General features: G+C 48.2%; 2 protein-coding genes. Both read left to right on the top strand.

The window, feature by feature from the left end:
• A partial coding sequence (locus ACYPZI_RS15955; protein ID WP_459603361.1) for a hypothetical protein occupies positions 1 to 451 on the top strand: 451 nt, incomplete at its 5' end.
• 433 nt (positions 452 to 884) lie between these two features.
• Positions 885 to 1,294: Arm DNA-binding domain-containing protein (locus ACYPZI_RS15950; RefSeq protein WP_459603360.1), on the top strand; the 410-nt coding region annotated here is incomplete at its 3' end.

Here is a 1,294-nt window from a genome sequence, read left to right as displayed (position 1 = left end):
AATGAACGCTATGGATAAATATGCCGGCATAATACTGCGGATTCTGGGCGATAACCGGATAGAAGGAGTGTACGATCCCGTCAACGGTCTGGTTTACATCTTCCACGAGGATGATGCATACGGATGCGTATGCAACCTGTTCAGCCTCTACGGGCCTCATCTCGAAAGCCGGCTTGTTTGCGCCATGAGGCCGGCACATGAAGATGCCCGCCTGGTTCGGGCCTGCTTATCGGGGATAAACCGCCTGCTGGGTTGGGACGGTTTTTATCTGGATCCCGTCACGGGGTGTATCGCCTGTTCGGTGGACTATACGGTTCCGGTAACGGGCTTAAGGTATGGCGATGCAGACCTGGAAAGGTTCTGTACGCAGGCCTGGAAAACATATTTTAATAACCGTAACACCCTTTCACGGATGATACGCCGGATGTATGACACCGGGGAGGCGGAATGAAACAAATGAATGAAAAGATGAAAGTCCAAATGTGAATAAATCTTATCCCACCGGTAAATATCCGGAAAAAAATGACCGGAATCCGCTTCCCTGTCTTACCTTTGTAATTAAAGGATCATGAAGTAACATCGACAAACACATCACAAGCCCGTTTGTTGAGTTTTACAGGATTGTTATATTGTATGTATACCTGTGGGCAATTTACAGGGAGGCAAATGATACAAATAATATAATGATAACAATTACGGATTAAATAAAATCTATTTGACTTACGTCGATTTTACCTCGCCTTCGCATCGGCAATTATTAATTCAATTTAAGATTTGGCTCCGCCGGTTTGCAATTCAAGATTTTGTATACCAGCAAAATATGAACGTCTTATGAGAACCAGCGGCCAGCGTAGCTAAATTATTTATTGTAAACTATATAAATTATGGCGACATTAAAATTTATCCTGCGTAAATCATCCTGTGGGGACCGCCGCAAGGGCAGCCTGTGCCTCCGGCTGATCCACAGCCGTAAAGTCAAAGTGGTCACCAGCCCCTACCGGCTTTACCCTGACGAATGGGACGGGGCTTCGCAAAAGGTGAATCTTCCGGAGGAGGGCTCCCCGCGCTACCCTTACCTGTGTAAAGTAACAGAAATCCTATCCGGTTACGGCGAGCAATTCGAAGAAACTACCGGGCGGCTGGAGAAATCGGGGCGTTATACCGTTGATGACATCATTAGCAACTACCGCAGCCGGCATAGCTTTGTCAACCTTTACGGCTTTGCCGAGCAGCAGGCGCGCAATATGCTCCGCACCGGCCAGGAGCGCACCGCCCGCGCTTACCGCACCGTCTG

It is taken from the genome of Dysgonomonas reticulitermitis (assembly GCF_054601275.1).
Note: the sequence above shows the minus strand (reverse complement) of the source record. Positions and strands in the feature narration are given on the sequence as shown.